Origin of the sequence: Mesorhizobium sp. M7A.F.Ca.MR.245.00.0.0 (assembly GCF_003997415.1) — a bacterium.
Classification (GTDB): domain Bacteria; phylum Pseudomonadota; class Alphaproteobacteria; order Rhizobiales; family Rhizobiaceae; genus Mesorhizobium.
This window is the reverse complement of sequence record NZ_RZTE01000001.1, coordinates 489,603-510,398: the sequence shown is the minus strand read 5'-3', so window position 1 is coordinate 510,398 and position 20,796 is coordinate 489,603. Positions and strand designations below refer to the sequence as shown.

The 20,796-nt window shown below is 63.4% G+C and carries 27 protein-coding genes; 7 read left to right on the top strand and 20 right to left on the bottom strand.

Going from position 1 to position 20,796, the window contains the following annotated elements; translation table 11 throughout:
- From EOB80_RS02500 to EOB80_RS02425, 15 genes are all read right to left on the bottom strand, one after another.
- Window positions 1-1,267 (bottom strand): NAD(P)-binding domain-containing protein (locus EOB80_RS02500; protein WP_348629488.1); only part of this gene is annotated, 1,267 nt, incomplete at its 3' end.
- Between the two features lie 44 nt (window positions 1,268-1,311).
- A complete protein-coding gene (locus tag EOB80_RS02495; RefSeq protein WP_127326544.1) occupies window positions 1,312-1,632 on the bottom strand; it encodes a metalloregulator ArsR/SmtB family transcription factor in 321 nt (106 codons plus the stop codon).
- A gap of 63 nt (window positions 1,633-1,695) precedes the next feature.
- On the bottom strand, window positions 1,696-2,118 hold the full coding sequence (gene arsC, locus EOB80_RS02490; protein WP_127326543.1) for an arsenate reductase (glutaredoxin): 423 nt from the start codon (window positions 2,116-2,118) through the stop codon (window positions 1,696-1,698).
- The gene (gene arsB / locus EOB80_RS02485; protein WP_164762492.1) at window positions 2,115-3,179 is read right to left on the bottom strand and encodes an ACR3 family arsenite efflux transporter; all 1,065 of its coding nucleotides are present in this window, start codon (window positions 3,177-3,179) and stop codon (window positions 2,115-2,117) included. The genes arsC and arsB overlap by 4 nt, the downstream gene beginning before the upstream one ends.
- Window positions 3,180-3,248: 69 nt before the next feature.
- Window positions 3,249-3,581 (bottom strand): metalloregulator ArsR/SmtB family transcription factor, encoded by a 333-nt coding sequence (locus EOB80_RS02480; RefSeq protein WP_127326541.1) that lies wholly within the window; start codon window positions 3,579-3,581, stop codon window positions 3,249-3,251.
- A 65-nt stretch (window positions 3,582-3,646) separates the two neighbouring features.
- Entirely contained in the window at window positions 3,647-4,345 is a 699-nt protein-coding gene (locus EOB80_RS02475; protein WP_127326540.1) for an RES family NAD+ phosphorylase, read from the bottom strand.
- Complete coding sequence (locus EOB80_RS02470) at window positions 4,339-4,749, bottom strand: MbcA/ParS/Xre antitoxin family protein (RefSeq protein WP_127326539.1); 411 nt, start codon at window positions 4,747-4,749, stop codon at window positions 4,339-4,341. The genes EOB80_RS02475 and EOB80_RS02470 overlap by 7 nt, the downstream gene beginning before the upstream one ends.
- 371 nt (window positions 4,750-5,120) lie before the next feature.
- The gene (locus tag EOB80_RS02460; RefSeq protein ID WP_127326538.1) at window positions 5,121-6,554 is read right to left on the bottom strand and encodes an aldehyde dehydrogenase family protein; all 1,434 of its coding nucleotides are present in this window, start codon (window positions 6,552-6,554) and stop codon (window positions 5,121-5,123) included.
- A gap of 165 nt (window positions 6,555-6,719) precedes the next feature.
- Window positions 6,720-7,103 carry an ACT domain-containing protein gene (locus EOB80_RS02455; protein ID WP_127326537.1) on the bottom strand — a complete coding sequence of 128 codons (384 nt, stop codon included), beginning with the start codon at window positions 7,101-7,103 and terminating at the stop codon, window positions 6,720-6,722.
- 15 nt (window positions 7,104-7,118) lie between these two features.
- Window positions 7,119-7,598 carry a GNAT family N-acetyltransferase gene (locus EOB80_RS02450; protein ID WP_127321416.1) on the bottom strand — a complete coding sequence of 160 codons (480 nt, stop codon included), beginning with the start codon at window positions 7,596-7,598 and terminating at the stop codon, window positions 7,119-7,121.
- A gap of 211 nt (window positions 7,599-7,809) precedes the next feature.
- A complete protein-coding gene (locus EOB80_RS02445; RefSeq protein WP_127326536.1) occupies window positions 7,810-8,550 on the bottom strand; it encodes an SDR family oxidoreductase in 741 nt (246 codons plus the stop codon).
- A gap of 63 nt (window positions 8,551-8,613) precedes the next feature.
- On the bottom strand, window positions 8,614-9,213 hold the full coding sequence (locus EOB80_RS02440; RefSeq protein ID WP_127326535.1) for a flavodoxin: 600 nt from the start codon (window positions 9,211-9,213) through the stop codon (window positions 8,614-8,616).
- 17 nt (window positions 9,214-9,230) lie between these two features.
- Window positions 9,231-10,220: an aldo/keto reductase gene (locus EOB80_RS02435; RefSeq protein WP_127326534.1), complete on the bottom strand. Its 990-nt coding sequence runs from the start codon at window positions 10,218-10,220 to the stop codon at window positions 9,231-9,233.
- A 5-nt stretch (window positions 10,221-10,225) separates the two neighbouring features.
- A complete protein-coding gene (locus EOB80_RS02430) occupies window positions 10,226-10,561 on the bottom strand; it encodes a carboxymuconolactone decarboxylase family protein (RefSeq protein WP_127326533.1) in 336 nt (111 codons plus the stop codon).
- A 57-nt stretch (window positions 10,562-10,618) separates the two neighbouring features.
- Entirely contained in the window at window positions 10,619-11,014 is a 396-nt protein-coding gene (locus EOB80_RS02425; RefSeq protein WP_127321420.1) for a cupin domain-containing protein, read from the bottom strand.
- Between the two features lie 152 nt (window positions 11,015-11,166).
- Between EOB80_RS02425 and EOB80_RS02420 the strand changes: the two genes are divergently transcribed.
- The 3 genes from EOB80_RS02420 to EOB80_RS02410 all read left to right on the top strand — a co-directional run bounded on the left by EOB80_RS02420 (window position 11,167) and on the right by EOB80_RS02410 (window position 13,768).
- Window positions 11,167-12,060, top strand: coding sequence for a LysR family transcriptional regulator (locus tag EOB80_RS02420; RefSeq protein ID WP_127326532.1), 894 nt, complete (start codon window positions 11,167-11,169; stop codon window positions 12,058-12,060).
- Between the two features lie 126 nt (window positions 12,061-12,186).
- On the top strand, window positions 12,187-12,588 hold the full coding sequence (locus EOB80_RS02415) for an ester cyclase (RefSeq protein ID WP_127326531.1): 402 nt from the start codon (window positions 12,187-12,189) through the stop codon (window positions 12,586-12,588).
- A gap of 124 nt (window positions 12,589-12,712) precedes the next feature.
- Entirely contained in the window at window positions 12,713-13,768 is a 1,056-nt protein-coding gene (locus tag EOB80_RS02410; protein WP_127326530.1) for a YeiH family protein, read from the top strand.
- A 13-nt stretch (window positions 13,769-13,781) separates the two neighbouring features.
- On the opposite strand, the gene EOB80_RS02405 is transcribed toward EOB80_RS02410, so the two are convergent.
- The 3 genes from EOB80_RS02405 to EOB80_RS02395 all read right to left on the bottom strand — a co-directional run bounded on the left by EOB80_RS02405 (window position 13,782) and on the right by EOB80_RS02395 (window position 16,544).
- On the bottom strand, window positions 13,782-14,279 hold the full coding sequence (locus EOB80_RS02405; protein ID WP_127271638.1) for a GAF domain-containing protein: 498 nt from the start codon (window positions 14,277-14,279) through the stop codon (window positions 13,782-13,784).
- A gap of 261 nt (window positions 14,280-14,540) precedes the next feature.
- Window positions 14,541-16,172: a chaperonin GroEL gene (gene groL, locus EOB80_RS02400; RefSeq protein WP_127255944.1), complete on the bottom strand. Its 1,632-nt coding sequence runs from the start codon at window positions 16,170-16,172 to the stop codon at window positions 14,541-14,543.
- A 33-nt stretch (window positions 16,173-16,205) separates the two neighbouring features.
- Window positions 16,206-16,544: a co-chaperone GroES gene (locus EOB80_RS02395; RefSeq protein WP_127269688.1), complete on the bottom strand. Its 339-nt coding sequence runs from the start codon at window positions 16,542-16,544 to the stop codon at window positions 16,206-16,208.
- Window positions 16,545-16,794: 250 nt separating this feature from the next.
- Between EOB80_RS02395 and EOB80_RS02390 the strand changes: the two genes are divergently transcribed.
- Together EOB80_RS02390 and EOB80_RS02385 are read left to right on the top strand one after the other, a co-directional pair.
- Window positions 16,795-17,043, top strand: a complete 249-nt coding sequence (locus EOB80_RS02390; protein ID WP_127326529.1) for a hypothetical protein — start codon at window positions 16,795-16,797, stop codon at window positions 17,041-17,043.
- Complete coding sequence (locus tag EOB80_RS02385; protein WP_127326528.1) at window positions 17,040-17,306, top strand: DUF1488 domain-containing protein; 267 nt, start codon at window positions 17,040-17,042, stop codon at window positions 17,304-17,306. Before EOB80_RS02390 ends, EOB80_RS02385 begins: the two co-directional genes overlap by 4 nt.
- Window positions 17,307-17,334: 28 nt before the next feature.
- Here EOB80_RS02385 and EOB80_RS02380 read toward each other — a convergent pair whose 3' ends face one another.
- Together EOB80_RS02380 and EOB80_RS02375 are read right to left on the bottom strand one after the other, a co-directional pair.
- On the bottom strand, window positions 17,335-17,526 hold the full coding sequence (locus EOB80_RS02380; protein ID WP_127269694.1) for a hypothetical protein: 192 nt from the start codon (window positions 17,524-17,526) through the stop codon (window positions 17,335-17,337).
- Between the two features lie 5 nt (window positions 17,527-17,531).
- Window positions 17,532-17,735 (bottom strand): hypothetical protein, encoded by a 204-nt coding sequence (locus EOB80_RS02375; protein ID WP_127326527.1) that lies wholly within the window; start codon window positions 17,733-17,735, stop codon window positions 17,532-17,534.
- A gap of 684 nt (window positions 17,736-18,419) precedes the next feature.
- On the opposite strand from EOB80_RS02375, the gene EOB80_RS02370 reads away from it, so the two are divergent.
- Both EOB80_RS02370 and EOB80_RS02365 read left to right on the top strand, forming a co-directional pair.
- The gene (locus EOB80_RS02370) at window positions 18,420-19,463 is read left to right on the top strand and encodes a LacI family DNA-binding transcriptional regulator (RefSeq protein WP_127272522.1); all 1,044 of its coding nucleotides are present in this window, start codon (window positions 18,420-18,422) and stop codon (window positions 19,461-19,463) included.
- Between the two features lie 62 nt (window positions 19,464-19,525).
- Window positions 19,526-20,773, top strand: coding sequence for a sugar ABC transporter substrate-binding protein (locus EOB80_RS02365; protein WP_127326526.1), 1,248 nt, complete (start codon window positions 19,526-19,528; stop codon window positions 20,771-20,773).
- Window positions 20,774-20,796: the final 23 nt, after the last annotated feature.

Below are 20,796 nucleotides of genomic sequence, written 5' to 3'. Positions count from 1 at the left end.
ATACCGTCACGACACCGACGGCGCTGCACACGCCGGTCTCCGGCAGCACCAGCCGGACCTCGCGGGCCGCGGCATGGTCTCCGGCAATATCGGCCACCACCGAGCGGACTTGCTCGTAGCCGGTCGCCATCAGGAAGGTCGGGGCACGGCCGTAGGATTTCGAGCCGACGATGGTGAAGCCCGGTTCGGGGTGCGCGAGCTCTGCAATGCCATGCGCCGGAACCGTGCCGCATGAGTGGAAGTTTGGATCGATCAGCGGCGCCAGCGCCGGCGGCGCTTCGACGGCGGGATCGAGCGCGATGCGGATTTCGCTCAGGAACGACAGGTCTGGCCTGAAGCCGGTGGTGACGACGATGCGGTCGATGGCCAGGTTGAACGGCTTGCCACCCAGGTTGGCGTCGACGACAAGTCCCTCGCCTTGTCTCTCGATGCCGTTGACGGCGAAGGGCGCCAGCATGTTCAGCCTGCCATCCGCCATCGCCTGCCTGGCCGCCAGCCCAAGCGCGCCGCGTTCAGGCAACTGGTCGTTCAGCCCGCCGCCGAGCAGCCTGTCGACGCTGGCGTGGCGCAGCGCCCAGAAGATCTCGGTGTCCGGTGCCGCATCCTGCAACTCCATCAGCGCCAAAGCGACGTTGATGGCCGAGTGCCCGCCGCCGATGACCAGGATGCGCTTGCCCGCATAGTCTTCTCTCGCCTTGCCGACCACGTCGGGAATACCATAGGCGATGCGTGCCGACGCCTCGCCTTCGCCGGCAACCGGCAGCCCGTCGACGCCGATCGGATTTGGCCGCCACCATGTTCCGGACGCGTCGATGACCGCGCGCGCGAGAACGCGGTGTTCGCCGCCGGCATCGCGATAGCGGATAACGAAGGGCGCGTCCTTGCGGCCATCATTGGCGACCTTGTCGTGTCCCTGACGGGTGATCGCGGTGACCTCGGCGCCGAGCTTCAAATTGGCGGCGATCGCGGGAAGCCGGCCAAGCGGCGCCAGATAATCGCGCACGATCTCGCCGCCGGTCGGCAGGCCCTGGCTGTCCGGCGCCGTCCAGCCGGAACGGTCGAGCAACGCCCGCGCCGCCGCATCGATGTTGTACTTCCATGGCGAAAACACCCGCACATGTCCCCAATCGAGCAGCGCCGCACCCACGCTTTCGCCGCGTTCCAGGACGAGCGGAGTGATGCCGCGTTCGACCAGATGCGCCGCGGCTGCAAGCCCGACTGGGCCGGCGCCGATCACCGCGACGGGAAGGTTTGCCATCATGTCCATAGGTTCGATCCTTCCGGTATGTTCGAATTATAAGCGCAAAAAAATCAAGCCAGCGCTTTGCCGGCGGCGGGCGCGCAGGCGGCGTCGGCGCAGCACTCGTCGGCGAGGTAGCCGATCAGCGCATTCATGCCGGGATAGTTGGCGCGGCAGATCAGCGTCGTCGCTTGCCGCTCCTGCGTCACCAGACCGGTGTCGACCAGCCGCTTGAGGTGATGCGACAGCGTCGAGGACGGAATGTCGAGCTTGCCCTGGACGCTGCCGACGGCAAGCCCGTCGTCACCGGCGCGCACCAGGATGCGATAGAGCTGAAGCCGCGTCGGATTGCCGAGTGCTTCAAGCTGGACGGCTGCTTTTTCGAGTTTCATGGAAATAAACTATACGGCACTTTTCGCATCGTCAACTTAATTTCGAAAAATATGGAAATAGCATCAGCCGGCGCGTTTGCCCGAGGCGCCTGTGACCACCTCGCCATCCTCCTTGGTGAACGCGCCGATCTCCGGGTTGGGCAGGATGTCCAGCACCTTTTCCGACGGCCGTGCAAGGACGACGCCGAGCGGGCTGACCACGATCGGCCGGTTGATCAGGATCGGATGTGCCAGCATGAAATCGAGGATCTGCTCGCCGGACCATTTCGGGTCGGCAAGGCCGAGTTCGGCATAGGGGGTGCCGTTCTCGCGCAGCAGGTCTCGCGGTGTGATGCCCATCGCGGCGATCAGTTCGACCAGCCTTTGTCGCGACGGCGGCGTCTTCAGATATTCGATCACCTCCGGCTCCTCGCCCGACTGCCGGATGATGGCCAGCGTGTTGCGCGACGTGCCGCAATCGGGATTGTGGTAGATGGTGATGGTCATTTCGAGGCCTTCCCAGTCGACATGGTATTCCGGACGGCGCCGCCCTTCTCGTACCAGCCCTTGCTGCGGTTCACGATCCACACCACCGACAGCATGACCGGAACCTCGATGAGCACCCCGACCACGGTGGCAAGGGCCGCGCCCGAATTCAGCCCGAACAGCGCGATCGCGGCGGCCACCGCCAGCTCGAAGAAGTTCGACGCGCCGATCAGCGCCGATGGTCCAGCCACGCAGTGCCGCTCGCCGCTGAGGCGGTTGAGCAGATAGGCAAGACCGGAGTTGAAATAGACCTGGATCAGGATCGGCACTGCCAGCAGCACGATCACCAGCGGCTGCGCAATGATCTGCTCGCCCTGGAACCCGAACAGCAGCACCAGCGTCGCCAGCAAGGCAATCAGCGACAAGGGCTGCAGCGTGGCAAGCAGGGCATCGAGCCCGGCCTGTCCCCTCGCTGCCAGCAGCCGGCCACGAACCAGCTGCGCGACGATCACCGGCGCGACGATGTAGAGTGCGACCGACAGCATCAGCGTGCCCCATGGGACGGTGATCGCCGACAGGCCGAGCAGCAGGCCGACGATGGGCGCGAAAGCGACGATCATGATCGCGTCGTTGAGCGCTACTTGCGAAAGTGTGAAATTCGGCTCGCCGCGCGTCAGGTTCGACCAGACGAAAACCATCGCCGTGCAGGGCGCCGCAGCCAGGATGATCAGTCCGGCAATGTAGGAATCGATCTGCACGGCGGGCAGCCACGGCCGGAACAGCCAGCCGATAAAGAGCCAGCCCAGCAGCGCCATCGAAAACGGCTTCACCGCCCAATTGATGAACAGCGTCACGCCGATGCCGCGCCAATAGATGCCGACTCTGGCCAGCGAGGCGAAATCGACGCGCAAGAGCATCGGCACGATCATCAGCCAGATCAGCACGGCGACGGGAATGTTGACCCTGGCGATCTCCGCCGACGCGATGGCGCCGAACGCACCCGGCAGCAGGTGACCAAGCGCGATGCCCGCGATGATGCACAATGCCACCCACACCGTCAGATACTTCTCGACGAAGCCGATGCCGGGCCGCGTCGCCTCGCCCGCGTTCAGAGCGTGATCGGTCATGATGGTTTTCCAGTCATCGCTGCCTCAGCAGTCACAGGTCACGGCATTGATGACGGGCTGGCAGAGCTCCGGCGCGCCATTGCAGCAATCTTCCATCAGATAGGCCAGCAGGTCGCGCAAGCCGGTCATGTCGGCGACATAGCGCACGGTCCTTCCGTTGCGTTCGGGACGGATCAGCCCGGCATGGGCAAGCACCTTCAGATGCGCCGACATGGTGTTCTGGACCGTGTCCAGCCTCGTTGCGATCTCGCCCGCCGGAATGCCTTCCGGACCGGCACGCACGAGCAGCCGGAAGACATCCAGCCGCGTCTCCTGGCCAAGTGCGGCCAGCGCGTTCAAAGTGCTTTTCTTATCCATATATCCGAATCCTTGGATTTATGGATATCGGCTTCCCAGCGATCTGTAAAGCGTGTCCGCCGCCATCATGTGACGGCAAGCACCTTTCCCGTATCGTGCTGGCGCACGAAGTCCACGCGGGCGCCGTCCCAGTGGTAGCTGTAGTGGCGACCCTGCACTGGAATGGTAATGACATCGGGCCAGAAGATGCCGATACAGTCGCCGCCCGGCATGCGCACGCTGTTCCACACCAGTCCGTCGCTGCCTGCTGCCCGCAGCGCCCGCCCTTCCGCCTGCGAGGCGGAATAGTCATCCGGGTCGAGCACGCCGGGCACCGCGTTGACGTCATCGAGGTCGCGGTCGACGCTGCCGATCAGCACGCGGAAATCCGCCGTCCAGCCCGGCCCCTCGTTGGTGGCGCGCATGAATTTCTGATGATGGTGGATGGTCTCGGCCAGAGCGACGTCCTCACTGTCGCCGGCATAGTAGATGCCGTAGCTGCCATCCGAGAAGCGGCCTGGCCTCAGCGTCGAGCAGTGCACGAAGGGCGCCATCACGAAGCTGGCGCCGGGGCCGGAAACCCGCCTTGCGGCCGACACCTTGCCGAGATCGCCGATCTCGAACCTTATGCGCGGGTTGGTCTTCGCCTCGACGGCGGCAAGCGCCTCCCAGTCGCGCGGGTCGGCAATGTCCTCGAAGAGGTCGATGGGCGGATGGATGGAGCGGATGATGCGGAAGGTCTGGTGCCAGTCGACGCGGCGCCTGACCGCAAGTCCACTCACCATGCGCCACGCTCCGCATCGAGCCATTCGCGCATCGCCGAGAGATCGGAGATTTCGCCGCGCAGCATCAGGTCGAGGGCCGACTGGCCGCCGAAGGTGGCATTGGGCTTGCGGATCCAGGCGTAGCCGCGTGCCGGCTCCGTGAACAGATAGCGCAGGCCCTTATGGATGCCCATCAGATGCGCCATGCGGGTGCGCAGGTCACGGTCGATCCTGCCGACGCCGCCTTCTTTCCAGCGTGCCCAGGTCCGGGCCGATATGCCGCCGAGCAGGATACAGGCCTCGACGTCGCTAAGATTCCAGGCCTTGAACAGATTGACCGTGGTGCGCGCCAGCGCGCCGGCCTCGTCATCCGATATGACGCTGCCAACCGTGGCCGGTGTCGTGACAATGGACTGAAGCTGCATTTTGTTGCCTCGCTATTGGCAGATATATAGCATGCATTTGCCAATTGGCAAGGAGATCAGCAAGGCAGGGCCAATCGCTTTCAGGCCAATGACAGCTTCCGTCTTGTGAAGGCCACCAATCGCCAAAGTCGGCGCCGCCGCTCATCCGCCTGCCGGCACCTTCTCCCCGTATAGTGACGGGGAGAAGGGAGATGGCCGCATCGCTGGCGCCTATTCTGCAACATTGGAGATTGGCGAAACCGTCCATGACGGCGTCTTTCTCCCCGTCACTATACGGGGAGAAATGCCCGGCAGGGCAATGAGGGGCGGCGCTGACCTCGGCGATACCGGACGGACAGCGCGCCACATATCGTGGCGCGCTCTGACCAATTTTACTCCGCCGCCTCATACCCCGCGATGCCCTTGATCTCCAAAAAATCCTCGAGCCCGTATTCGGCATATTCGCGGCCATTGCCGGACTGCTTGTAGCCGCCGAACGGCAGGCCGGCGTCCCACTGGGGATAGTTGATGTAGACATTGCCGGTGCGCATGCGCGCCGCCACTTCGCGCGCCTTCTTCATGTCCTTGGCCTGGATATAGGAAGCGAGGCCATAGACGGTGTCGTTGGCGGTCTCGACCACCTCGTCGACGCTGTCATAGGGCATGATCGCCAGCACCGGCCCAAAGATCTCCTCGCGCGCGATGCGCATGTCGTGGGTGACGTCGGCGAACACCGTCGGCCTGACGTAATAGCCGCGGTTGAGTTCGGCCGGACGGCCGGGGCCGCCGGCGACCAGCGTCGCACCTTCATCGATGCCGGCCTGGATCAGGTCCTGGATCTTGTCGAACTGGATCTGGCTGACGACCGGGCCAAGCTTGGTGCCGGCAGCGTCGGCGGGGCCGACGGTGAACTTTTCCGCCGCGGCCTTGGCATAGCCGGCCGCCTCGTCATGGCGGTCGCGCGGCACGAACATGCGCGTCGGCGCGTTGCAGGACTGGCCGCTGTTGCTGAAGCAGCCGGCGACGCCCTTGCTGACGGCGCTTGCGAGGTCGACATCCCCGAACAGGATGTTGGCCGACTTGCCGCCAAGCTCCTGATGCACGCGCTTGACCGTGTCGGCGGCGGCCTTGGCCACCAGGATGCCGGCACGGGTTGAACCGGTGAACGACATCATGTCGATGTCAGGATGGCTGGACAGCGCCTGGCCGACGCCCGGTCCGTCGCCATTGACGAGGTTGAAGACGCCCTTCGGCACGCCGGCCTCGTCGAGGATTTCGGCGAAGATGATGGCGTCGAGCGGCGCGATCTCGGAGGGCTTCAGCACCATGGTGCAGCCGGCAGCAAGCGCCGGGCCGACCTTGCAGGTGATCTGGTTGAGCGGCCAGTTCCACGGCGTGATCAGCCCGACGACGCCGATCGGCTCCTTGACCACCAGATGGTTGCCCTTGACGTGGCGGAATTCGAAACTCTTCAGCACGTCGGCCATCTTCTGCAGATGCGCAAGACCGATGCCGACCTGGCTGTCCAACGCCATCTGGCGCGGCGCGCCCATCTCGCGTGACACAGCGACGGCAAGATCGCCACTGCGCTTCTTGTAGACCGCGATGATGCGGTTCAACAGGTCGAGCCGCTCGCCAACCTCGGTGAAACCAAAGCTGTTGAAGGCGCGCTTGGCGGCAGCCACCGCTTTGTCGACATCGGCCTTGGAGCCGAGCGAAATCTGCGCAAAGGCGTCCTCATTCGAGGGATCGATGACATCGAAAGCGTTGGGCACAACAGGATCGACCCACGCGCCATCGATATAGAACTGCAGATTGTGTGACATGGTTTCTCCTTGGGATGCACCGCATGGCCGTGCCGGCCGTCATATGTGGCTGGAGATAACGATGCACAAACGCCGCTGTCAAACGCAACCCCCGAAGTGGTTGAGCCAGTGCGGCAGTGATTGAGCCAGAGCGGTTGGGTCAGCACCCGGCTTGGTGAGGATAGACTACAGCAGGATATGCCCGGCCTCGACCAGAAATCGCCTCGCCGCGGCCTGATCCGTCGCTTTCACCAACAGATGGTCGCCATCGAAAGTGGACACCACGAAGATGCCCAGCCCGTTTTCCGACAACGGCCTGATGACCGACAGCACGATACCGGTTTCGTCGAAGGCAAACGGCCCCTGAAGCTTGAAGGCTACCCAGTCACCGTCCTGCCTGACACTATCCGGCACACGATCCTGCAGGCAAACGATCGAAAGCTCGTCGTCAGTCCTTGTGATACTGACGAAGCCTGGCCCGTCCGCCCAACCGGGGATGGTCTCGCCCGCCGCCAGCCGGGCAACCGCGTAAAACCCTGAGAGTTGTTTGTGCCTGACGCAGATGGCCATTGTCGATCTCCTTCCTCAGATCGCCGGTGATCCCGCGAGCTTCTTGCTCATGTGGACCGTCATGCCGTTCATGAACGGCTCTTCCCTACCGATGACATAGCCCTGCCTCTTGTAGAGCGACACATTCGCGTCGAAGGCGCCGTTGGTCAGCAGGCGAAGCTCGGCGCGTCCCGCTCCGGTCGCCTTGCGCTCGGCCAGTTCCAGTAACAGCCGGCCGATCCCCCTGCCCTGCGCATCCGGTGCGACGCAGACATTCTCGATCCACAGGTGATCCTCGGCCAGCACGGTTTCGATCAGCCCGACGATCCGATCATCCTCCACGGCGAGATCGAACGGATGCTCGGCAACGGCCTTGTCATAGTCGGCGCGCATCGGCAGCGGCTCGCGGCCGATCACCGGCACCCATTTGGCATAGGCGGCGCGAACGATATCCCGGATCGCGGCGGCGTCAGCAGGCACGGCCGGCCGAAGCCGGATGGAAGAATTGTTGGTCATCAAAGTGCTCCAGACATGAAAAACCCCGCCGGCGGTTTCGCGGGCGGGGCTGGAAACGAAAGAACCGGGTCTATCCTGCCGGTCTTTGTCGTCGCGCAGTCAGTCTGCCGCTCCGCATCGTGCAGGGGCGGCGTCGCTTGGTGGGCGCGAGGACGAACATGGCGCCAAGCTGGAACAGGAAGAGCGGCGCGTCAAGACACCTACAACGGCTTCAGTATTCCTGCGCCGTCGGCCGGAACAATATCTCGTTGATGTCGACCTCGTCAGGCTGGCTCATGGCGAACACCACCGTCCTGGCAAAAGAATCGGCCGGAATGGCCACCCGGTCGTAGAGTGCGCGTACGCCCTCGGCGACATCGGGCTCGGTGACGCTGCCGGGCAGTTCGGTCGCCACGGCACCGGGCGAGATGATGGTGGTGCGGATGTTATAGGGTTTCACTTCCTGGCGCAGGCCTTCCGAGATGATGCGCACCGCGTGCTTGGTCGCGGCATAGACCGCTCCGCCCGGCCCGACCTTGTGGCCGGCGACCGACGATACGTTGATGATGTGGCCGCTCTTCTGCGTCTTCATGTGCGGCAGCGCGGCGGCAATGCCGTAGAGCACGCCCTTGATGTTGACGTCGATCATCCGGTCCCAGTCCTCGACCTTGCCGCGCTCCAGCGGGGAATGCGGCATCAGGCCGGCATTGTTGATCATGACGTCGACGCGGCCGTGCGTCTCGACCGCATGGTCGACCAGATGCCGGACCTGGCCGACATCGGTGACGTCGGTCTGAAGGATGGCGCCCTCGCCAAGTGAAAGCGCGCCGGCCAGCGCCTGCAACCGGTCGAGGCGGCGTGCGCCCAGCACCAGTTTCGTGCCCTCCCTGGCCAGAAGCCGTGCGGCGGCTTCGCCCAGCCCGCTGCTGGCGCCAGTGATGACGACGACTTTGTCCCTGATGTTCTCGGCCATGATCTCATCCTTCTGATTGTCGGCTTCGCTGCCCACGGCAGCCTGAGCGTTCGAACTGGCGCCTCAGCCGGGCAATTCGACCCGACCGAGCCAGCCGGTGACCTCGTCAAGCGTCTGGCGTTCCTGGTCGCACTGCTTGGAAAAACCTTCGATGAGCCGAGCCCCTGGTGCATGATCTGCGAGGACTTTCAGGCTCTGCCCTGTTCCGTAGCCGCCATGGGTGATGAACGGCACCAAGGTCTTGCCGGACAGATCGTGTTTCGACAGGAAGGAGCGGATCACCGAAGGCGCGGTCATGCCCCAGATCGGAAATCCGAGGAACACCGTCTCGTAGGTTCCGATATCAGGCACCGTGGCGGCCAGCGCCGGTTCGAAACCGGACTCCCGCTGCTGCTCCGCCACCGCAACCTGCTGCTTGTAGTCTTCCGGGTAGAGATCGACGGTCGCGATCTCGAAAATATCCGCTCGCAGAGTCCTGCTGATCTGGCGCGCGATGACCCGCGTGTTGCCGGTGCGGGTGTAGTAGGCCACCAGCACTTTGGCGCCGCCCGTTCGCCGCGCGCTCGACGCACTGGCGGGCCGGCTCGATCCGGGACTCAATCCGGCGCCCAGAGGCAGTGCAAGCATGGTCAGCGCACCTCGTCTTGAGACTGGTTGGCTCATCACGCTCTCCCAGGTGGCTAACGATCGATCCTTGCTTCCTGTTGCGGAGAATAGCGCGCTCCCTTCACCGCGATCGCCGAGACCGCATTCTCGATGTTGGCAAGATCGTCCGCCGTCAGCGCGATGGTGGCCGACGCGATGTTCTCTTCGAGGCGATTGAGCTTGGTGGTGCCGGGGATCGGAACGATCCAGGGCTTCTGCGCCAGCAGCCAGGCGAGAGCGACCTGTGCTGATGTCGCCTTCTTCTCGGCAGCGATCACGCCGATCGCGTCGACCAGCGCCTGGTTCGCCTTGCGGGCGTCTTCCGCAAAACGCGGCACGGTGTTGCGGAAGTCGCTGCTGTCGAACGTCGTGCTGGCATCGATGGCGCCGGTGAGGAACCCCTTGCCCAGCGGGCTGAAGGGCACGAAGCCGATCCCCAGTTCTTCAAGCACCGGCAGGATCGCCTCTTCCGGTTCACGCCACCAGAGCGAATATTCGCTCTGGACCGCGGCGACCGGCTGTACCGCATGCGCGCGCCGGATCGTGCGTACGCCCGCCTCGGAGAGACCGAAATGCTTCACCTTGCCTTGGCTGATCAAGTCCTTCACAGCGCCCGCCACCTCTTCGATCGGCACGACCGGATCGACGCGGTGCTGGTATAGGAGGTCTATGTGGTCGGTCCTCAGCCGCCTGAGCGAGGCCTCGACGACGTCACGAATATGCTGCGGCCGGCTGTCCATGCCATCGTGTCGGGCTGTCCCGGCGATGTCGATGCCGAATTTGGTGGCGATCACCACCTGGTCGCGGATCGGCTGCAGCGCCTCGCCGACGACCTCCTCGTTCGTGAACGGTCCATAGACCTCCGCGGTGTCGAAGAAGTTGATGCCACGGTCGAACGCCGCCCTGATCAGGTGGACTGCATCCGCCGTCTCCATCGGCTGCCCGTATGACTGGCTCATTCCCATGCAGCCGAGCCCGATGGCCGAAACGTCGAGACCGCTGTTTCCAAGTGTGCGCTTCTGCATTGTCGTTATCCCTTCTTCTCGGCGTCGGCTTGCTCGAAGACCTTGCGGGCAATGCCCAGAGCCGTGGCTGCCGTTGGCCATCCGGCGTAGAAGGCGAGATGTGTAATGGTTTCGATGAGTTCGTCGCGGGTGACGCCATTGTCGAGCGCGCGCTTCCTGTGAAAAGGCATTTCATTGATCCGGTAGCCCGAAATCAGGCTGGTAACGGTGACAAGGCTGCGGTCCCGCGGCGACAGGCCGGGGCGCTCCCAAACGTCGCCGAACAACACCTCGTCGGTGTATCTGCCAAGCGCGGGAGCGATATCGGAGAATGGGCTTTTCAGCCTTGGAACATCTGTCATGGTGGTCTCCTTCGAAGAGTTCGGGCGTTGAACTCGGCGCCACGCGCCGATACTTGGTCAAACCCCGTATTGTTCGTCGCTGACATGCTCCAGCCAGTCGACGACCTTGCCGTCGAGCGCTTCGGCGATAGCGATGTGGCTCATCGCGGTGGTCGGCGCGGCGCCATGCCAATGCTTCTCTCCGGGCGCGAACCAGACGATGTCGCCGGGCAGGATCGGTTCGATCGGGCCGCCCTCGCGCTGCACCAGGCCTGCGCCCGAGAGAACGATCAGCGTCTGGCCAAGCGGATGCCTGTGCCAGGCGGTGCGCGCACCGGGCTCGAAAGTCACGGTGGCGCCGCCGACCCGGGCGGGCTCGCTGCCCTTGAACGGCGCGTCGATGCGCACCGCGCCGGTGAAATAGTCGGCCGATCCCTTGGCCGAGGCTTGAGAGCCGTTTCGCGTGATGTCCATGGTTTGTCCCTTCCTGGCAACAGGGGTGTCGCGACCGCCGGTCTTCAGAGGCGGCCGGCAGAGGCGCCCGGTGTGATGACGCCTATCTAGGGTCTGCGATTGGTGCCGATTAGGTGCTATATCCAGCATGATCTTATGAAAGGAGCTCATGAATGCCGCGAGACAATCTGAATGAGCTAACCGCCTTCCTCGCCGTCGCGCGCGAGGAAAGCTTCACCAGGGCGGCGGCCAAGCTCGGGGTTTCCCAATCGGCGCTCAGCCACACGGTGCGGGCGCTGGAGGAGCGGCTGGGCGTACGGCTCCTGACCCGCACCACGCGCAGCGTGTCGCCCACCGAAGCCGGCGAGCGGCTGGCTCGCACCGTGGGGCCGAGGCTCGATGAGATCGAGGCCGAGATCGCGGCACTCAGCGCCTTGCGCGAAAAACCCGCCGGCACCATCCGCATCACCGCCGGTGAGCATGCCGCCGATGCGATCCTGTGGCCTGCCCTGGCGAAATTCCTGCCCGACTATCCCGACATCAAAGTCGAGATCATCGTCGACTACAGCCTGACCGACATCGTTGCCGAGCGCTACGACGCCGGCGTGCGGCTAGGCGAACAGGTGGCGCGCGACATGATCGCGGTGCGCATCGCTCCCGACATGCGCATGGCGGTTGTCGGATCGCCGGCCTATTTCGCCAAATGGCCGAAGCCGCGTACGCCGCAGGACCTGACCAACCACAATTGCATCAATCTGCGGCTGCCGACCTATGGCGGGCTCTACGCCTGGGAGTTCGAGAAGGCCGGGCGCGAGCTGAAGGTGCGGGTCGAAGGCCAGTTGGTGTTCAATACGGCCGCGCTGCGCATGAACGCGGTGCTCGCCGGCCTCGGCCTTGCCTATCTGCCGGAGGAACAGGTGACGGCTCTACTGGCCGACGGCCGACTTGTGCGGGTGCTCGCCGACTGGTGCGCGCCTTTCCCCGGCTACCACCTCTATTACCCCAGCCGCCGGCAAGCGACGCCGGCCTTCTCGCTGCTGGTCGACGCGCTACGCTACCGAGGCTAGAACAGGAAACCGGGTTTCCGGAGGAGACATGCTCAAAACGAGCAGATAGAGCCCCATCCCGATTCGGGAACAGGTTCTCCATCTGGACTGCGCCCGCAGTCGTTCTATCTTCCGGATCGAGCAGATATGACGAAATCCGGAGCTATCGCCGTGACAGTGACCGACCTCTATCGAGGCTACATCGCCTGCCTCAACAATCAGGACTGGCAGAAGCTGCATCGCTTCGTTCATGACGAGGTGCACTACAATGGCGACCGCGTCGGGCTGTCGGGTTACCAAGAAATGCTGGAGCGCGATTTTCGGGAAATCCCGGACCTCTATTTCGACATCCAGCTGCTGATCGCCGAACCGCCGTTCATAGCCAGCCGGCTCCAGTTCAAATGCACGCCGAAGGGAACCTTCTTCAGCCTGCCCATCAACGGCCGGAAGGTCACCTTCAGCGAGAACGTCTTCTATGAATTCCTCGACGACAGAATCAGGAACGTCTGGTCGGTGATCGACAAGGCGGCGATCGAAGCGCAGCTTTAATTCAGGCCGGCCAGAAGATGACGCCGATCGTTCGTAAAAATCGATCATTATGACGAAAATAATTCGTTGGAAAGATTATTTGAGGAATGGCATTCCTCCGGCACACCCCCCCTGGAGCATTGCATTGTCTTCCGTTTCCCACTTCGCGAACGATATTCCGAAAAGCGCGTTTCCTGCCGATCTGACCCAAGGGCGAAAATCCCTCAATTGGCACGGCATCGTCCCCGGCATCGTCTTGGTCACGATGATCACTGCGGTCGCCTTCTCGGCCCGCAACGTCTCCGGCTTCGCCTTGTTCAGCCCGATGATCCTGGCCGTCGTTGTCGGCATGATCTACTCCAACGTGCTGGGCACACCGGTGCACGCCAAAGCCGGGATCGCATTCTCGCAAAAGCGCCTGCTGCGCTTCGCCATCGTTCTGCTCGGCTTCCAGCTGACGCTGGGCCAGGTGATCTCGATCGGCGCCAGTGGCGTCGGCATTGTCGCGGCGACGCTTGGCGCCACCTTCGTTTTCACCATCACGCTCGGTCGGCTGATCGGCGTCGACGCCAAGCTGGCGCAGCTGATCGCCGCCGGCACCTCGATCTGCGGCGCCTCGGCCATCGTCGCCACCAACATCGTCACCGATGCGCGCGACGAGGACGTAACCTACGCCGTCGCCTCGATCACCTTGTTCGGCACCGTCGCCATGCTCGGCTTCCCGCTCATGGCGCCCCTGCTCGGCCTCGACCAGCACGCTTTCGGCCTGTGGGCCGGCGCCTCGATCCATGAAGTGGCGCAAGTCATCGGCGCTGGCTTCCAGAACGGCACCCAGTCCGGCGAGATCGCTGCCGTCGCCAAGCTGACCCGCGTCGCCATGCTGGCGCCGATGGTCGTCGCGCTCGGCCTGATGGCGCGCCGCAGGAGCAGCAGTGAGGTGGCGGCGCGGCCGCCCATTCCGTGGTTCGTCGCCGCCTTTGTCGCCATCGTGGCGCTGAACAGCCTCGTCACGGTGCCAGCCGAGGTGAAGTCGGCAATGGCGCTCGCCACCACCATCATGCTGACCATGGGGCTGGCCGCCATGGGCCTGCAGGCCGACATCTCGCAGCTGCGCTCGCGCGGCCTGCGCCCGCTGGCGCTCGCCTTCTCGGCCTTCCTGTTCATCGGCTGCTTCAGCCTGATGCTGGTGAAATTCACCTAGTCTAAACCGGGCCTCAGTCCTCGAACGAACTCGACGCGGCATAGATCGCCGCCAGCGTCTCGATGCCGGCCTGGTCGGCCTTGTCGAAGCGGCCGGGCAGCGGGCTGTCGAGATCGAGCACGCCGAAAACGCCTTCATCGTCCTCGAGCAGCACCACCAGTTCCGAGCGCGAGTCCGCATCGCAGGCGATGTGGCCGGGAAAATCATGCACGTCCTTGATCAGCATAGAGGTGCCGAGTTCGACCGCCGTTCCGCACACGCCCTTGCCGACGGCGATGCGCACGCAGGCCGGCTTGCCCTGGAACGGCCCGAGCACCATTTCCTCGTCCGATTGCAGGAAATAGAACCCGGCCCAGTTGAGGTCCGGCACCATCTGGAAGATGAGTGCTGCGGTGTTGGCGGCGTTGGCGATCGAATCGCGCTCGCCGTCGAGCAGCGCCTTAAGCTGAGTGGCGAGGTCGCGGTAGAACGCGGCCTTGTCTGAGGTGTCGATGGCCTTGGCCGCAAACATGAACGTGTCTCCGTATAGGGGGTGGCGGTTCGTCCGATCGCTTGCCAAAGTCCGGCGAGCTCCGCAACCAGACGGCCGCCTGGACAGTCTAGCGTGGATTGCGTCCCCTCCGAAAGCCGCAAGATCAGGATTGCCTCCCGGCGCTGAGCCGGTCGGCAAGGCAGCTATGCGTAAACTTGCGATGGATCATCTTGAGAATCATGACGGCCCCGATCGGGGGCCGCCATTCACATCTCAAACAGGTCGAGCAAGTCCTGGGTTTTAGTAGCCGCCCATGCCGCCACCGCCGCCACCCGCAGGCGCGGCATCCTTGGCCGGGATGTCGGTGATCATCGCTTCGGCGGTGATCAGGAGGGCTGCGATCGAACCGGCATCCTGCAGTGCGGTGCGCACCACTTTCGCCGGATCGACGATGCCTGCCTTGATCATGTCGACATAGACCTCGTTCTGGGCGTCAAAACCCTGATTGTGGTCCTTGCTGTCGGTGAGCTTGCCGACGACGATGGAGCCCTCGACGCCGGAATTCTCGGCGATCTGGCGGATCGGCGCTTCAAGCGCCCTAAGCACGATCGTGATACCGGCCGTGACATCGGCATTGGCGCCGGTCAGGCCGCCAAGCACCGAGCGGGCACGCAGCAGAGCCACGCCGCCGCCGGGCACGATGCCTTCCTCGACCGCCGCGCGGGTGGCGTTCAGCGCATCGTCGATGCGGTCCTTCTTTTCCTTGACTTCCGACTCGGTGACGCCGCCGACGCGGATGACGGCTACGCCGCCGGAGAGCTTGGCCAGCCGCTCCTGCAGCTTTTCCTTGTCGTAGTCGGAGGTCGTCTCCTCGATCTGGCCCTTGATCTGGGCGACGCGCGCCTGGATGGTCGCCTTGGTGCCGGCCCCGTCGATGATCGTGGTGGTGTCCTTCTCGATCAGCACACGCTTGGCGCGGCCGAGCATCTCGATGGTGACGTTTTCGAGCTTGATGCCGAGGTCTTCCGAGATCATCTGGCCTGATGTCAGCACGGCGATGTCTTCCAGCATTGCCTTGCGGCGATCGCCGAAGCCCGGCGCCTTGACGGCAGCGACCTTGAGGCCGCCGCGCAGCTTGTTGACGACCAGCGTCGCCAGAGCCTCGCCCTCGACGTCCTCGGAGATGATCAGCAGCGGCCTGCCGCTCTGCACCACCGCTTCAAGGATCGGCAGCATCGCCTGCAGATTGCCGAGCTTCTTCTCGTGGATGAGGATGTAGGGCTCTTCCAACTCGACGCGCATCTTGTCGGCATTGGTGACGAAATAGGGCGAGAGATAGCCGCGGTCGAACTGCATGCCTTCGACGACGTCGAGTTCGGTCTCGGCGGTCTTGGCTTCCTCGACGGTAATGACGCCGTCATTGCCGACCTTGTCCATCGCCTTGGCGATCATCTCGCCGACGCTGGCATCGCCATTGGCGGCGATGGTGCCGACCTGCGCGATCTCGGCCGACGACTTGACCTTCTTGGCGCGCGCCTGGATTTCCTTGACCACGGCGGAAACCGCTTGGTCGATGCCGCGCTTCAAATCCATGGGGTTCATGCCGGCGGCGACCAGCTTGGCGCCTTCGCGCAGGATCGAGGCGGCCAGCACCGTGGCGGTGGTGGTGCCGTCACCGGCGAGGTCGTTGGTCTTCGAGGCCACTTCGCGCACCATCTGGGCGCCCATGTTCTCGAACTTGTCGGCAAGCTCGATTTCCTTGGCGACGGTGACGCCGTCCTTGGTGATGCGCGGCGCGCCATAGGCCTTGTCGATGATGACGTTGCGGCCCTTGGGGCCGAGCGTGACCTTCACCGCATTGGTGAGGATCTCGACGCCGCGCAGCATGCGGTCGCGCGCGTCGGTGGAGAATTTGATTTCCTTGGCAGACATGATTTTTATCCAGTTCGTTCGGAGAAAATGAGGTCAGGCAGCTTTCTTGGCGGCCACGGTCTTGTCGGTTGCGGCCGTCTCGCTCTTGTCGATAACGCCCATGATGTCGGCTTCCTTCATGATCAGAAGGTCCTCGCCGTCGATCTTGACCTCGGTGCCCGACCATTTGCCGAACAGGATGAAGTCGCCGGCCTTGACGTCGAGCGGAACAAGCGTGCCGTTTTCGTCGCGTGCGCCAGGGCCGACGGCGATGACTTCGCCCTCCTGCGGCTTTTCCTTGGCAGTGTCGGGGATGATGATCCCGCCCTTGGATTTGATATCGCCTTCGGCGCGACGAATGACGACGCGGTCGTGGAGTGGCCGAAATTTCATGGGAACTTTCTTTCTGGGGCCGGCACAGGCGGCCACGCCCCTCCTCTATAGACGCGTTGGCACTCGATAGATAGGAGTGCCAAAAATTATTCGCGGGCCAAATTAAATATTCAAAAGTATTATTTCAGCTGGCCGTTTCGTGATATCCGCAGAATGTCAAATAATTCAAAAGATTGAATTTTGCCGATCGAGTGCCTATTTATCGGACAAGTTCACTTTCACGATTTCAGGCACAAGGGAGATTTCTTCGATGGCCGAAGGCAATCAGACGATCATGGAAAAAGCTGAAGCCCGCTTTGTCGACAAGCAGAAGAAGACAGCGGAGAAAAACAAGGCGACCGCCGAATATATGTCCGAGGCAAGAGCCAGGGAGATCAAGACGGCAAGGCTGAGGGAGCTTCGGCTGGCCAAGGAAGAGGCCGATCGTGTCGCCGAGGCCCTCAATCCTACGCCGAAGAAGAAGCGGGCGGCCAAGAAAGCCACGGAGGCCAAGACATGAGCCTCACCTTCCCCAACCCCAGCCGCAGCTATGACGAAGCGGGCCAGCGCATTCGTTTCGTCGGCCATGACGGCATGTTCCAGATCTCATTTTCCGTCGCTGCCGACGCCATGGCCAAGATGCGGCCGGGCACTGCTGCCGATGAAGCCGGTTATCTCCAGACATTCGACACCGAGAGCAGCGCCATCCGCGAGATGGCGTCGAAGGCCTACGACCGCACCCGCAAGAGCATGTATGTGCTGACGGCGGCCGATTTCGGCTGAAATGGCGGCGAGTTGGCGCTGACCGCGATCAGGTCTTGCGCTCGGCCCTTTCGCGGCGTTTGACGTCGCGGACATTCATCTGCACGACCATGTCCTCGGCCTCGCGCGGCCCCATCCCGACCATCACCTTTTGCCGGACAACCGCAGGCTGGCCGGTGAAGACATCGATGATGCTCCAACTCTGGGGAAGCTCCATGCGCACCGTGTAGCGGTTGGCCATGCCGGTCAGCCTTGCATCGTGAAAAACACGGCGCCCAGGATCAGCACCGTCCAGGCGACGACCGACAGTTTCAGCACCATGCCGCCATGCGCAGCCAGAAGCTTCCGCAGGTGCGGCACACCTGCCGGCGAGACCGGTGCCGCCGCCAAGGCGACAGGGGTCTTGAGGCCAAGTTTTCCAAAAACGGGCAGCAGCGACGGTTCACGCACGAAAGGCCTCGAATGTCAGGAAAAAGCGAAGCAACAACGCTCGCCTCCCTTCCATAGCACTCTTTTCGCGAGCGCCTGCATGCCAAATTCAAGACAGGACTGCTTTGACGGCCGGTCCGTACTGCCTTCGCAACACACAATCTATTCGTGGGACCTGACTGCGCTCGGGGCAGATTGGGACGCCAAATTTTGGAGGCCTCGCCTCGGGATCGAACCGAGGCTTCAGAGATTTGCCGTCTCCAGCGTAGCCGCTCCGCCACGAGGCCATGGCTGTCGAAGTAGCGGCCAAATATTTACGGAAAGGTTAATCCCGAGGGATTGTTCAGAATTTTCGGCATAGAGTTTCAGAGCGTTCGTCAGCCAACCTTGCCGGCCTCGCTTCCGGCGCAGAGTTGCGATCCTTCACACCCCAAGCGGCAGCCCCGCCCCGTGTCGACCGAGGGCCTCCGGCACTGCGATTGACGTTTCTCCCCTACGCGCTTCCGAGGCTGCTTTTACCCCGCGTTGCATTTCGGAGGAGAGGAGCGGAGGCCAACCAACTTTCCCCTTGAACAGCGATTCGATCTGGCTTAGCTTCATCTGAGAAAAGGTTTTCCCAAGCAATCGTCGTTGGGCTCGGCCACCAGCCGGGCCTCATCCGGCTCGGTAAGAGAAAACCTTTTCCCAACCAAGGATCTCGGCGCGATGCCATCGGACGATCTGCCTGTTCCGGTCTTTTCCAAGCCAGTCACCTTGCGTGACGTGGCCGCCCAGGCCGGAGTCAGTGTCGCCACCGCATCCAAGGCACTCAATGGCCAGGGCCGGATGACAGCCGAGACGCGCGAACGCATTCGCGAGACCGCCCGGCGGCTTGGCTTCCGGCCCAACAGCCTGGCGCAAAGCCTGCTCCGGCGCCGCAGCTTCACCGTCGGCCTGCTCACCAACGATACCTATGGCCGCTTCTCGCTGCCGCTGATGTCGGGCATTTCGGACGCGCTGGTCGACAATGGCGTCTCGGTGTTCCTGTGCAATGTCGAGGAGGATCCGCGGCTGGGCCAGATGCATGTCGACGCCATGCTCGACAAGCGCGTTGACGGCATCATCGCCACCGGCAAGCGCATCGATCGCCATCTGCCCGTCGACCTCTCCAATCTGCGCGTCCCGGTGATCTATGCCTTCACGCAGCCAGATCCCGACGCCGTCGCCTTCGTCTCGGACGATGTTGGCGGCGCCCGGCTGGCCGTCGAGCATTTCTGCCGGCTGGGCCGCAAGCGCATCGCCCATGTCACCGGGCCGGCGAGCTTTGCCGTGGTGCACGCGCGCGTCCAGGCTTACCGCGACGTGCTGGTCGAAAACGGCCTGACGGTCAGCGAGCCGCTGCTCGGCTCCTGGTCGGAAGCCTGGGGTCACCAGGCGGTTGCGCAACTGTTCGACGGCAAAAGCGAAAGGCCGGACGCGGTCTTCTGCGGCAACGACCAGATCGCGCGCGGCGTCATCGATGCGCTGCGCGAACGCGGCCTCGACGTCCCCAGTGATGTCGGCGTCATCGGTTTCGACAATTGGGAGATCGTGGCCGAGGCGACGCGCCCACCGCTGACCTCTGTCGACATGAACCTTGTCGCGCTCGGGCGCGAGGCCGGGTTGACCCTGCTTTCGCTGGTCGGCGGCAAGCCCGCCGCGCCAGGCATTCGAAAACTGCCGTGCCGGCTGGTGGTGCGGCAGTCATGCGGCCATCCGCCGGGTGGCTGAAAACGAAGCGCCGCGCAATCGGCGCCAAGCCGCGGACCGCGGCAACCTTGGAGGAGGAGAACATGAGGAACCTGATTGCCAAACTGACCCTGGCCGCTGCCGTTCTGGGTGGCGGTCTCGGCACTGCCGCCGCCGAGACGGCCAACATCTGGGTGCGCGCCGACGGCTCGAATTTCATGCCGAGGATCGTCGATGCCTACAACAAGGCGCACACCAACCAGGTCAAGCTCGACATCATTCCCAATGCCGAGATCATCCCGAAATACGGCGCCGCGGCCGCCGGCGGCACGGCGCCCGACGCGCTGTCGCTCGACTTGATCTACACGCCCTCATTCGCCGCAGCCGGCCAATTGGAGGACATTACCGACTGGGCAAAGTCCCTGCCCTATTTTGCCAGCCTGTCGCCTGCGCATGTGAAGACCGGCACCTACAAGGACCACATCTACGGCCTGCCCTTCTCCGCCGACGCCTCGGTGCTGATCTGGAACAAGAAACTGTTCAAGCAGGCCGGCCTCGACCCCGAAAAAGGCCCGGCCAACTGGGCCGAGATCGCGGCCGATGCCGAGAAGGTCAACGCGCTCGGCGGCAACATCAAGGGCTTCTACTTCTCCGGCAATTGCGGCGGCTGCAACATCTTCACCTTCACCCCGCTGATCTGGGCGTCGGGCGGCGACATCCTGAGCGAAGACGGCTCGAAGGCGACGCTGGACAGCCCGCAACTGCGCGGCGCCATCGATCTCTACCGCTCGATGGTCAAGAAGGACCTGGTGCCGGCGGGCGCGCAGACCGATACCGGCGCCAACTTCTTTGCGGCATTTGCCGCCGGCAATATCGGCATCTCGCCGTCCGGCGCCTTCGCCATCGGCGCGCTCAACACCCAGTATCCCGATATCGACTACGGCGTCACCTTCCTGCCGGGCAAGGACAGCGGCTGGTCGTCCTTTGCCGGCGGCGACAATTTCGTCGTCACCAAGGGCACCACGAAACTGCCCGTGGTGAAGGAGTTCCTCGACTTCGCCTATTCGCTTGAAGGCCAGACCATCCTTGCCAAATACGGCAGCCTGCCGGTGCGCGGCGACATCGCCAAGGAGGCGCTGAAGGATCTCGATCCGCGCTACCAGGTCGCCGCCGAGGCCATGACCAAGGGCAAGACGCCCTATTCGGTGGTGTTCAACGACCTGATCAACTCCGCCAACGGGCCGTGGACGCAGATGATCAACGAGGTCTTCTTCGGCGACGATGTCGACGGCGCCATAGCCAACGCACAAGAGACGATGCAATCGATCATCGACCAGGCGCCGCAGAAATAGCCCAACCTCACCTCCCCCTTGAG

Bases quoted from the DNA above. Each gene is read 5' to 3' on its own strand.
- EOB80_RS02495 (WP_127326544.1), bottom strand. From the start codon at position 1,632: ATGAAACTCGAAAAAGCAGCCGTCCAGCTTGAAGCACTCGGCAATCCG.
- arsC (WP_127326543.1), bottom strand. From the start codon at position 2,118: ATGACCATCACCATCTACCACAATCCCGATTGCGGCACGTCGCGCAAC.
- EOB80_RS02480 (WP_127326541.1), bottom strand. From the start codon at position 3,581: ATGGATAAGAAAAGCACTTTGAACGCGCTGGCCGCACTTGGCCAGGAG.
- EOB80_RS02475 (WP_127326540.1), bottom strand. From the start codon at position 4,345: ATGGTGAGTGGACTTGCGGTCAGGCGCCGCGTCGACTGGCACCAGACC.
- EOB80_RS02470 (WP_127326539.1), bottom strand. From the start codon at position 4,749: ATGCAGCTTCAGTCCATTGTCACGACACCGGCCACGGTTGGCAGCGTC.
- EOB80_RS02460 (WP_127326538.1), bottom strand. From the start codon at position 6,554: ATGTCACACAATCTGCAGTTCTATATCGATGGCGCGTGGGTCGATCCT.
- EOB80_RS02455 (WP_127326537.1), bottom strand. From the start codon at position 7,103: ATGGCCATCTGCGTCAGGCACAAACAACTCTCAGGGTTTTACGCGGTT.
- EOB80_RS02450 (WP_127321416.1), bottom strand. From the start codon at position 7,598: ATGACCAACAATTCTTCCATCCGGCTTCGGCCGGCCGTGCCTGCTGAC.
- EOB80_RS02445 (WP_127326536.1), bottom strand. From the start codon at position 8,550: ATGGCCGAGAACATCAGGGACAAAGTCGTCGTCATCACTGGCGCCAGC.
- EOB80_RS02440 (WP_127326535.1), bottom strand. From the start codon at position 9,213: ATGAGCCAACCAGTCTCAAGACGAGGTGCGCTGACCATGCTTGCACTG.
- EOB80_RS02435 (WP_127326534.1), bottom strand. From the start codon at position 10,220: ATGCAGAAGCGCACACTTGGAAACAGCGGTCTCGACGTTTCGGCCATC.
- EOB80_RS02430 (WP_127326533.1), bottom strand. From the start codon at position 10,561: ATGACAGATGTTCCAAGGCTGAAAAGCCCATTCTCCGATATCGCTCCC.
- EOB80_RS02425 (WP_127321420.1), bottom strand. From the start codon at position 11,014: ATGGACATCACGCGAAACGGCTCTCAAGCCTCGGCCAAGGGATCGGCC.
- EOB80_RS02420 (WP_127326532.1), top strand. From the start codon at position 11,167: ATGCCGCGAGACAATCTGAATGAGCTAACCGCCTTCCTCGCCGTCGCG.
- EOB80_RS02415 (WP_127326531.1), top strand. From the start codon at position 12,187: ATGACGAAATCCGGAGCTATCGCCGTGACAGTGACCGACCTCTATCGA.
- EOB80_RS02405 (WP_127271638.1), bottom strand. From the start codon at position 14,279: ATGTTTGCGGCCAAGGCCATCGACACCTCAGACAAGGCCGCGTTCTAC.
- groL (WP_127255944.1), bottom strand. From the start codon at position 16,172: ATGTCTGCCAAGGAAATCAAATTCTCCACCGACGCGCGCGACCGCATG.
- EOB80_RS02395 (WP_127269688.1), bottom strand. From the start codon at position 16,544: ATGAAATTTCGGCCACTCCACGACCGCGTCGTCATTCGTCGCGCCGAA.
- EOB80_RS02390 (WP_127326529.1), top strand. From the start codon at position 16,795: ATGGCCGAAGGCAATCAGACGATCATGGAAAAAGCTGAAGCCCGCTTT.
- EOB80_RS02385 (WP_127326528.1), top strand. From the start codon at position 17,040: ATGAGCCTCACCTTCCCCAACCCCAGCCGCAGCTATGACGAAGCGGGC.
- EOB80_RS02380 (WP_127269694.1), bottom strand. From the start codon at position 17,526: ATGGCCAACCGCTACACGGTGCGCATGGAGCTTCCCCAGAGTTGGAGC.
- EOB80_RS02370 (WP_127272522.1), top strand. From the start codon at position 18,420: ATGCCATCGGACGATCTGCCTGTTCCGGTCTTTTCCAAGCCAGTCACC.
- EOB80_RS02365 (WP_127326526.1), top strand. From the start codon at position 19,526: ATGAGGAACCTGATTGCCAAACTGACCCTGGCCGCTGCCGTTCTGGGT.